The following is a 10,368-nucleotide window of genomic DNA, read 5'->3' on the forward strand; positions in this document are numbered from 1 at the left end:
ATAAAATAAAACAATAGAAACTGCTAATAATATTTATCGTTAAGATTAAAACAAAAAGATTATTAGCAATAAAGACGCTAAAGTTTTTTATTGTTTCTAGCGTCTATACTGTTTTAACGTGGGAGCTAATTAGTTTGGTATGTTGCTATTAGAGTAATAATGTATTTGTTATACCACATTGTTTAACAAAATCTTCATCGTGAGAGATTAATAATAATGTTCCTTGATATTGAGATAATAAATTTTCCAATAATTGTTTAGAGTCTAAATCTAAATAATTATCTGGTTCATCTAATAATAAAACGGCAGGGGGGTGAGGACTATAAATTAATGCTAATAGTGTTGCTTTTAATTGCTCACCGCCACTGAGTGTTTCTAAAGGAAATAAAGACTTGTTACCTCGAATACGTAACATACCCAGTTTTGTGCGCCACTGCTCAATGGTCATTAATGGCTGGTATTGATATAACGCTTCAGCAACGGGTAATGATTTATCTAATAAAGTTAAATGTTGATCAAGATAGCAATAATTTGGGTTGAGACGATATTCGCCGGATAACGGGGATAGCTTGCCCATTAAACATTTTAATAAGGTTGACTTACCGCTGCCATTTTTACCTTGTATATGCCAATGTTCACCACCATAAGCGGAAAAGGAGTAGGGAGTTTGCTTGCCAAAAGGTAAAACAAGCTCTGTGGCAAATACATTTAACCGATGGCCATCGCCTTGATAGTTTAATATTAATTTTTGCTGATGAATATGAGTTAACTCTTGTTCTAACTGTTGTTTTTGTGACTGCATATCATCCATAACGCGCTGATGTCGTTTAGCTATTGATGACTGTTTTTTCTCAGCTCGATTGGTTTGCATATCAAGAAGTAACAGTGATTGAGAGCCGCTGTTTCTTATCTTTTCACCTTGTTTACGTCGCTGTAATGCTTTTTGTAATGTTACATGTTGTTGGCGTTTTTCCTGTTTTATTTGACTATTGATACGCTCATTTGCAGCTTCGATTGAGGCTATTTGCGCATTTTTTTGTGTTTCATAAAGCGAATAATTACCGCCATATTCTTGTAAGCCTTTTTCACTCAGTTCAAATATATTTTCAGCATAAGATAATAAATGTCGATTATGGCTAATAAATAATACACCTGATTTATGATGCATTAATTGTTCAACGAGCCATTGCTGACCTTGATGATCGAGATGGTTATCTGGTTCATCTAATAATAGAAAATGATCGTCATGTAAAAAAGCCTGACATAATGCTAAACGCGTTTGCTCACCACCACTTAAGTGGGGAATAGGTGTATCAAGTGAAACCGGCAGTTGTGCTGAATGAAGTAAATTTTGCCAAGTCATGGGCAAATGCCACTTATCTTCAAGTAACTCAAAATCTTCTAATGAAGCACTGCCGTTATCAACCCGCTTAAATGCTTGAAAAAAAGTCTCTATACCTAAAGCATCAGCAATGGTATTACCTGTTAGGCGAGTAAGCTGGTCGACATGAATAAAAGGCATACGCCACATGATATGGCCTGATGAAGGCAATAGTTTTTGTGCTAACAATTTTAACAGCACCGATTTTCCTTTACCGTTCTGACCAATTAAAGCATTTCTTTGGCAAGTCAGTGAATGAGTCAGCGGTGGGAAAAGCGCTTCTTGATTGAATTCAATATTAAGCTGAGAAAATTGACAGGCGATCGTCATAATTAAGCCTCCTAAAAAATAGGTGGCAGACAGCAATGATCTTAATTGAGTTTATAGAGCAATAAACGAGTGTCTGCCAGTAACAGAAAATGGATACCAAAACGGTATTGAGAGAATTTTCTGGCAGAATTTAGTTCATTGTAGGGAAGTACCTCTTGGAGAGAAAAAAGATAAAATCATGAAGAATTATAATGACAAAAAAACCTTAATCAATACTCATATAAAATTTATTGTTTATAGACACGGGGATTTTATATAAACAGAAAATAAAACCAACAGGTTATAAAAAGGGTATTATTGATAAATACCCTTTTTATAGAAATAACTCGTCGTTAATTAAGGTTTAGTCGCAATTAAAATTGCCCGTTTAGGAGCTGGATAGCCTTCAACGGTTTTGGTGTGATCGAGAGGATCTAAGAATGCTTCTAATGAATCAGTCACCATCCAATCCGTTTTACGTTGCTCTTCGAGTGATGTGACATTTTCATCAACAATGCGTACATCTTTAAAACCGCATTTTTCTAACCATACTTTGAGCATTTTGGCTGACGGTATAAAGTACACATTACGCATCTGTGCATAACGCTCACCAGGAATTAAACATTGGAATTCATCACCATCAATCACAAGACTCTCTAATACTAATTCACCACCAGAAACGAGCTGATTTTTCAATTGCCAAAGATGATCAAGTGGTGAACGACGGTGGTAAAGAACCCCCATTGAAAATACCGTATCAAAAGCATTTAGTTCTGGCATTTGTTCAATGCCGACAGGGATTAAATGGGCACGCTGATCGTTACCTAATAATTTTCTGACTGCTTCAAATTGGCATAAAAAGAGCTGAGTGGGATCGATACCGACAACAAAATCAGCCCCTTCACCAAGCATCCGCCACATATGATAACCACTGCCACAACCAACATCTAAAACTAATCGGCCTTTAAGAGGCGAAAGATGGGGCAATACGCGATCCCATTTCCAGTCTGAACGCCATTCAGTATCAATATTGACACCATAAAGAGAAAAAGGGCCTTTGCGCCATGGCATTAACGCTTTTAGAATATTCGTTAAACCAAGTTGTTCACCGGTACTTAATGCTGGGGTTTTATTGGCGATAACACCTTGCTTTAAATTAAGTTCAGTGGGCGTAATCTCAGGTAAGTTTTCCAGCATTCTTTCCCATGAAGCAAAATGGCCATGTAAAGCATGGGCGCGCCATTCTGATAATTGTGCCGGCAGCGTATCAAGCCAATGAAATAACCGTTCATCTTGCGCAATATGTTGATAAAATGAGCTAAAATTTATCATGATTATTCGCCTTTAATGGCTAACAGAGAGCCAAAATTAAAACATTGGAACCAAACTTCAGCATGAGGAAAACCTGCTTGATGTAAGCGTGATTTATGTGTTTCAACAGGATCAGTGAGCATCACATTTTCTAACATACTACGTTTTTGACTAATCTCTAATTCACTGTAGCCATTAGCACGTTTAAAGTCGTGGTGCATATTAAACAGTAATTCACCAATTTGTTTATCTTGAAAACTGAATTTTTCTGATAACACTAAAACCCCACCAGGATTTAACCCTTGGTAAATTCGATTTAATAATCTTTGGCGATTATCAGGGGCTAAAAATTGTAAGGTGAAATTAAGGACAACCATTGAGGCATTATTAATGTCAATATCAAGGATATCGCCTTCAATAATTTCAACGGGTGTTGCTGCTTTATAAGCATCAATATGACGTTGACAACGCTCAACCATCGCAGGTGAATTATCAACACCAATAATTTTACATCCCGCTACATCGATATTACGACGCATGGAAAGGGTAGCAGCACCTAACGAACATCCTAAGTCATAAACTTGGCTGTGAGGGGTGACAAAACGACCCGCTAACATGCCTATCATGGAAATAATATTGGAGTAACCGGGCACTGAGCGTTTGATCATATCAGGGAACACTTCAGCGACTTTTTCATCAAAGCGCCAGTCACCAAGATTAGCAATAGGTGTCGCAAATAAGTTGTCTTGTGGTGCTGATTTTGAATTAGACATAACTAAAATAGACTTAAAGAATAAAAGAAGCGGGTATTCTACCAGAAGCGACGTTGCTCACAAAGTTGCATTATTTAGAAATAAATTAGAAAAACAGGTAAACCTTTTCGATACCTTGCCGTTATTAGACTCAACAGCAAGGATGTCTATTGTGATCATGGATGATCATATTTTCCTTGTGGTATTAATAGTAGAAGGAAAAAATTTGTATCCAAGGAAGGAAGTAAATATTAGCAAGGATCATTAAGACCATTGATAAATAGGTTGCGGCCATACCAGAGCGACGCCAGCGTATCTCGCGGTGTTTCAACCCGTAAGAGTGAAGAAGACGACCGGCTATTAAAATGGAGCCACAAATATGTACCATCCAAACAAAGGCGCCATTCATTTCCATGATAAGTAATAAAATCATAGAAATAGGGATGTATTCCACTGCATTACCATGGACGCGAATAGCGGTTTGTAACTCATAAAAACCACCATCACCGTATGCAACTCGATATTGTGTTCTAAGTTTTACAACATTTAGGGACAATTTAATCAATAATAGTGCGCCCAATACGATATAAAGCGAGCTAACCATCTTTTCTCCATTGCCAAAACTAAAAAAACGGCGAATTTAATGATAAACCTCAAAGCGATTTATGTCGCTATAAATAATTATTATTAATTAATTATTTGGGGATTAGCAAATCCTTGAAAAGATGTATCATATAATCTAGGTCTATACTCTTATCGTCGGGAAGAATTTTCGTTATAATGTCTGCCTTTTTTTTGACACTACTCGAAAAAGACTATTGCCAAAATTTCCGCAGCAGAAAGCACAACAAGCTGAGTAAAAGGATATTGTATGCGTACTAATTATTGTGGGCAGTTGAATAGCGCCCATGTGGGCCAAAAAGTGACTCTTTGTGGTTGGGTTAACCGCCGCCGTGACTTAGGTGGACTTATCTTTATTGATATGCGAGATCGTGAAGGTATCGTTCAGGTCTTTTTTGACCCAGAGCAGAAAGAGGCATTTTCACAGGCTTCAGAACTGCGTAATGAATTTTGTATTCAAGTCACAGGAACAGTACGTGCTCGCCCTGATAGCCAAGTTAATAAAAATATGGCAACAGGTGAAATTGAACTAGCGGCAGAATCGCTGTCTATTTTTAACCGTTCTGAAGCGCTACCTTTAGATAGCAACCAAACGAATACAGAAGAGCGTCGTTTAACTTATCGTTATTTAGATTTACGTCGCCCTGAAATGTCACAACGCCTAAAAACTCGTGCGAAAATCACAAGTTTTGTTCGTCGCTTTATGGATGGTGAAGGGTTCCTTGATGTAGAAACGCCAATGCTAACTAAAGCAACGCCAGAAGGTGCGCGTGACTATTTAGTACCAAGTCGTGTTCATAAAGGTAAATTCTACGCATTACCTCAATCACCACAGCTTTTCAAACAGCTGTTAATGATGTCTGGTTTTGATCGCTATTATCAAATCGTAAAATGTTTCCGTGATGAAGATTTACGTGCTGATCGCCAACCTGAATTTACCCAAATCGATGTTGAAACCTCTTTCATGACCGCAGAACAAGTGCGTGAAGTGATGGAGCGCATGATCCACGCATTGTGGCTAGATATCCTGAATGTTGATTTAGGGGCATTCCCTGTCATGACCTTTGCAGAGGCTATGCGTCGTTACGGCTCTGATAAACCAGACCTACGTAACCCAATGGAACTCATCGATATCGCTGATTTAGTGAAAAATGTTGAGTTTAGCGTCTTTGCACAAGCGGCTAATGATGAAAAATGTCGTGTTATCGCGTTACGTGTACCGGGTGGTGCATCGTTAACTCGTAAAAATATCGACGAATATACTCAATTTGTCAGTATTTATGGTGCCAAAGGCCTAGCGTGGATGAAAGTCAACGAAAAGGCAAAAGGTATTGAAGGGGTACAAAGCCCTATTGCTAAATTCCTGACTAATGATGTGGTTAACAGCATCTTAGCGACAACAAATGCAACAGATGGCGACTTAATTTTCTTTGGTGCGGGTCGTCAAGGTACCATGAGTGATGCTATGGGAGCGTTGCGCCTGAAAGTCGGTCGTGATCTGGAATTAACTGATCTTAACGCATGGAAACCACTGTGGGTTATTGATTTCCCAATGTTTGAAGAAGATGAAGATACCGGCAGCCTAAGTGCAATGCACCATCCATTTACTTCACCAAAAGATCTCACACCGGCAGAGCTAACCGCACATCCTGTAGGCGCTGTAGCTAATGCCTATGATATGGTCATTAACGGTTATGAAGTTGGTGGTGGCTCAGTGCGTATCCATCGTAATGAAATGCAACAAGCGGTATTTAGCATTTTAGGTATTACTCCGGATGAGCAACGTGAGAAATTCGGTTTCTTATTAGATGCTCTGAAATTTGGTACACCACCGCATGCCGGGTTAGCATTTGGTTTAGACCGCTTAGTGATGTTATTAACAGGAACAGATAATATCCGTGATGTTATTGCGTTCCCGAAAACCACGGCAGCGGCTTGCTTAATGACCAATGCACCAAGTTTTGCAAATGAAGACGCGTTAAAAGAGCTGGCTATTCAAGTGACAGAAAAAGAAGTTAGCACAGATAACGAGTAAATGATGAAATATAAGCACCCAGTATGTGTTTTAGTTGTTATCTATGCCAAACAGACTAAGCGGGTGCTTATGCTGAAGCGTCGAGATGATCCTGATTTCTGGCAATCTGTGACAGGGAGCCTTGAAGAGGGCGAAACACCTTATCAGGCCGCATTACGAGAAGTGCAGGAAGAAGTAGGAATTGATATCATAAAAGAAAATCTTGAGCTGGTGGATTGCCATCGTTCAATTATTTTTGAGATATTCGCACACTTTCGCCATCGTTATGCGCCTAATGTGACACATTGTCAGGAACATTGGTTTATGTTAGCACTTCCCTCTGAACGGGAAATTGAACTGACTGAGCATACGCAATACCAATGGTTAGATGCGCCACTGGCGGCAAAATTAACTAAGTCAGCCAGCAATCAGCAAGCGATTGAAGAATTTGTTATTTAATTATTAGACCACGTTTGGAGATATTTTCATGGCAGGTCATAGTAAATGGGCCAATACTAAACACCGTAAAGCAGCGCAAGATGCGAAACGCGGTAAGATTTTCACTAAAATTATTCGTGAATTAGTTACAGCAGCACGTTTAGGTGGTGGTGATCCTGCAACTAACCCACGTCTACGTGCGGCAGTTGATAAAGCATTATCTAACAACATGACTCGTGACACACTAAACCGCGCAATTGCTCGCGGTGCGGGAAATGATGAAAACGATAATATGGAAACCATCATTTATGAAGGCTACGGCCCTGGTGGTACTGCTGTTATGGTTGAATGTTTAAGTGATAATCGTAACCGTACTGTTTCCGATGTTCGCCATGCCTTCACCAAAACAGGTGGTAACTTAGGAACGGACGGTTCGGTATCTTATCTCTTTACCAAAAAAGGTGTTATCTCTTATGCACCGGGTGTTGATGAAGATGCCGTCATGGAAGCCGCACTAGAAGCGGGTGCAGAAGACGTTGAAACTTATGATGATGGTGCTATTGACGTTTACACAACCCCTGAAGCTTTCGGTGAAGTAAAAGATGCCATGGATGCTGCGGGTTTTGTCGCTGAATCAGCGGAAGTTTCCATGATCCCATCAACAAAAGCAGAGCTTGATATTGATACCGCACCAAAATTAATGCGCCTTATCGATATGCTAGAAGATAGCGACGATGTGCAAGAAGTGTATCACAACGGTGATATCTCTGATGAAGTTGCAAAACAACTGGAAGATATTCTGTAATTGGTATCACGATAACGGCCAATAGTGGTGTTTTACACTGCGTTGAATAGTGCGAAGAGAAGAGCAGAGCAAGCGTATTTGCTCTTTTCTCTCGCCATCGACCTTATCCGCCATAGGAATTGTTATGGCTATTATTTTAGGTATTGACCCTGGCTCTCGTGTCACGGGATATGGCGTAATTCGCCAACAAGGGCGACAACTTATCTATTTAGGAAGCGGATGTATTCGTACACAGGTTCCTGATCTACCAAGCCGACTGAAACGCATTTATGCGGGAGTCAGTGAAATCATCACTCAATTTTCACCCGATGTATTTTCTGTTGAACAAGTCTTTATGGCAAAAAATGCAGACTCGGCATTAAAATTAGGCCAAGCAAGAGGTGTGGCGATTTTAGCGGCAGTCAATAATGATCTTCCCGTATTTGAATATGCGGCACGTCAAGTAAAACAGAGTGTGGTAGGAACAGGGGGAGCCGATAAAAGCCAAGTACAACATATGGTACGCTCAATCTTAAAACTATCTGCAGCGCCACAGGCAGATGCTGCCGATGCGCTAGCGATTGCGATTACACACTGCCACTTTAATCAAAACTTATTGCGTGTAGGTGATCCGCGTCTTGTTTTAACGCGAGGAAGGTTAAGATAGGCTATCTGTTGGTAAAACAGATGAGTTTTTCGCAGGCTGGATATACGTCCAGCTTTTTTTATGTTATAAATTTGGCGTCAATATTTTTGCGGAGGCGTTAGGGTGATAGGACGTATTAGAGGCGTTATTCTTGAAAAACAGCCACCAGTGGTGCTGATCGAAGCGGGTAATGGGGTGGGTTATGAAATAAATATGCCTATGACCTGTTTTTATGAGTTACCTGATATTGGTCAAGAGGCGATTATCTACACACAATTTATTGTTCGTGAAGATGCGCAATTACTATATGGTTTTAATCAAAAACAAGAACGGGCACTGTTTCGTGAATTGATAAAAGTCAATGGTGTAGGGCCTAAGCTAGCACTGGCTATTTTATCAGGAATGTCTGCACGCCAATTTGTCACCGCAATTGAAAATGAATCCATCTCCTCATTAGTTAAATTACCGGGAGTCGGTAAAAAAACCGCAGAACGATTAGTGGTTGAAATGAAAGATCGCTTCAAAGGGCTTAATGGCGATCTATTTGAACAAAACGGCGATATTGAGCTACCAGCCAGTGCATCATCGAAAGCGCCATCTGCTGCAGATATTGAAGCAGAAGCTTCCGCTGCCTTAATTGCCTTAGGTTATAAACCACAAGAAGCTGCCAAGATGATTAGTCGGGTAGCAACGGCGGGTGCTGATAGTGAAACACTTATCAAAGAAGCATTACGCGCAGCGATTTAGGAGTAATTGATTGTGATTGAAGCAGATCGCCTGATTTCAGCAGATATACAACAACCTGAAGAAGAAATTATCGATAGGGCTATTCGTCCTAAGCTGCTTGCTGAATATGTGGGACAACCACAAGTTCGTGAACAGATGGAAATCTTTATTCAGGCGGCTAAACTACGTCATGATGCCTTAGATCACTTACTTATCTTTGGTCCGCCGGGGCTTGGTAAAACCACGCTGGCTAATATTATTGCCAATGAGATGGGTGTTAATTTACGTACAACCTCAGGGCCTGTATTAGAGAAAGCCGGCGATCTTGCCGCTATGCTAACCAATCTTGAGCCTCATGATGTACTGTTTATTGATGAAATTCATCGACTTTCTCCCGTTGTTGAAGAAATACTCTATCCGGCAATGGAAGATTATCAACTTGATATTATGATTGGTGAAGGGCCGGCAGCACGCTCCATTAAAATCGACTTACCGCCATTTACTTTAGTTGGGGCGACGACCCGAGCTGGTTCGTTAACCTCTCCATTACGTGATCGTTTTGGTATTGTACAACGCCTTGAATTCTATAATGTCGATGACTTACAGCATATTGTTGCACGTAGTGCCAGCTTTATGGGGTTAGAAATAACCGCAGAAGGGGCGCGACAAATTGCTATGCGTTCACGAGGTACACCGCGTATTACTAACCGCTTATTACGCCGAGTAAGAGACTTTGCTCAAGTCAAAGGTAATGGCGAAATTGATGAAGATATCGCGTCTAAAGCACTCGATATGCTTAATGTTGATGCTGCCGGTTTTGACTATCTTGACCGAAAACTACTCTTTGCCATTATTGATAAATTTATGGGTGGCCCCGTAGGGCTTGATAATCTTGCGGCAGCTATTGGTGAAGAGCGTGAAACTATCGAAGATGTATTAGAGCCTTATTTAATTCAGCAAGGTTTTATTCAACGCACCCCCCGTGGTCGGGTAGCCACAAATCATGCTTATCGTCACTTTAATCGCATTATGGAAGCACCGTGATCTGATAAAGTGCTTTGGATATCATTGGGCGATGGTGTTTAATTTCGCCCAATCATTCAATTATTTTGCCTTCCTCTATTCTCATTCTCAATATATCTCATCTCTATATTTACACCTTATTATATAAAAATAATTTTTTAATTTATAACTATCGTTAACATAATAACAATAGAAACTCAGACGATTAAATTAAAACTTCGCTATCTATCAATCGTTATTTTTCCTACTCGTTCATTGAATTTATTTATTATTAACGCCCATAAAATGAGTATTGGTACGTAAAAATAAGACCGAAATATACGCATATTGAGTGTGTTAAATAAAAATAGTGGCTTAATTAGC

10 protein-coding genes are annotated in these 10,368 nt (G+C 39.8%); 6 read left to right on the plus strand and 4 right to left on the minus strand.

Features of this window, described 5'->3' with window-relative positions:
- Positions 1–148 precede the first annotated feature (148 nt).
- The 4 genes from HMPREF3129_RS02045 to HMPREF3129_RS02060 form a co-directional block, all read right to left on the minus strand.
- Complete coding sequence (locus HMPREF3129_RS02045) at positions 149–1,711, minus strand: ATP-binding cassette domain-containing protein (protein WP_036918257.1); 1,563 nt, start codon at positions 1,709–1,711, stop codon at positions 149–151.
- Positions 1,712–2,047: 336 nt separating this feature from the next.
- On the minus strand, positions 2,048–3,022 hold the full coding sequence (gene cmoB / locus HMPREF3129_RS02050; RefSeq protein ID WP_004242717.1) for a tRNA 5-methoxyuridine(34)/uridine 5-oxyacetic acid(34) synthase CmoB: 975 nt from the start codon (positions 3,020–3,022) through the stop codon (positions 2,048–2,050).
- A gap of 2 nt (positions 3,023–3,024) precedes the next feature.
- Positions 3,025–3,774, minus strand: coding sequence for a carboxy-S-adenosyl-L-methionine synthase CmoA (gene cmoA, locus HMPREF3129_RS02055; protein ID WP_004242718.1), 750 nt, complete (start codon positions 3,772–3,774; stop codon positions 3,025–3,027).
- Between the two features lie 184 nt (positions 3,775–3,958).
- A complete protein-coding gene (locus HMPREF3129_RS02060; protein WP_004242719.1) occupies positions 3,959–4,357 on the minus strand; it encodes an MAPEG family protein in 399 nt (132 codons plus the stop codon).
- Positions 4,358–4,624: 267 nt separating this feature from the next.
- Between HMPREF3129_RS02060 and aspS the strand changes: the two genes are divergently transcribed.
- From aspS to ruvB, 6 genes are all read left to right on the plus strand, one after another.
- Entirely contained in the window at positions 4,625–6,409 is a 1,785-nt protein-coding gene (aspS, locus tag HMPREF3129_RS02065; RefSeq protein ID WP_004251370.1) for an aspartate--tRNA ligase, read from the plus strand.
- A gap of 3 nt (positions 6,410–6,412) precedes the next feature.
- Positions 6,413–6,847, plus strand: coding sequence for a dihydroneopterin triphosphate diphosphatase (gene nudB, locus HMPREF3129_RS02070; protein ID WP_004247981.1), 435 nt, complete (start codon positions 6,413–6,415; stop codon positions 6,845–6,847).
- A 28-nt stretch (positions 6,848–6,875) separates the two neighbouring features.
- Entirely contained in the window at positions 6,876–7,631 is a 756-nt protein-coding gene (locus HMPREF3129_RS02075) for a YebC/PmpR family DNA-binding transcriptional regulator (RefSeq protein ID WP_004242729.1), read from the plus strand.
- A 124-nt stretch (positions 7,632–7,755) separates the two neighbouring features.
- Positions 7,756–8,277 (plus strand): crossover junction endodeoxyribonuclease RuvC, encoded by a 522-nt coding sequence (gene ruvC / locus HMPREF3129_RS02080; RefSeq protein ID WP_004242730.1) that lies wholly within the window; start codon positions 7,756–7,758, stop codon positions 8,275–8,277.
- Positions 8,278–8,379: 102 nt separating this feature from the next.
- Entirely contained in the window at positions 8,380–9,003 is a 624-nt protein-coding gene (ruvA, locus tag HMPREF3129_RS02085) for a Holliday junction branch migration protein RuvA (protein ID WP_004242731.1), read from the plus strand.
- A gap of 12 nt (positions 9,004–9,015) precedes the next feature.
- Entirely contained in the window at positions 9,016–10,026 is a 1,011-nt protein-coding gene (gene ruvB, locus HMPREF3129_RS02090) for a Holliday junction branch migration DNA helicase RuvB (protein WP_004242732.1), read from the plus strand.
- The last annotated feature ends 342 nt before the right edge of the window (positions 10,027–10,368 follow it).

Origin of the sequence: Proteus sp. HMSC14B05, from assembly GCF_001808035.1 — a bacterium.
In the GTDB taxonomy this organism is placed as follows: Bacteria; Pseudomonadota; Gammaproteobacteria; order Enterobacterales; family Enterobacteriaceae; genus Proteus; species Proteus mirabilis.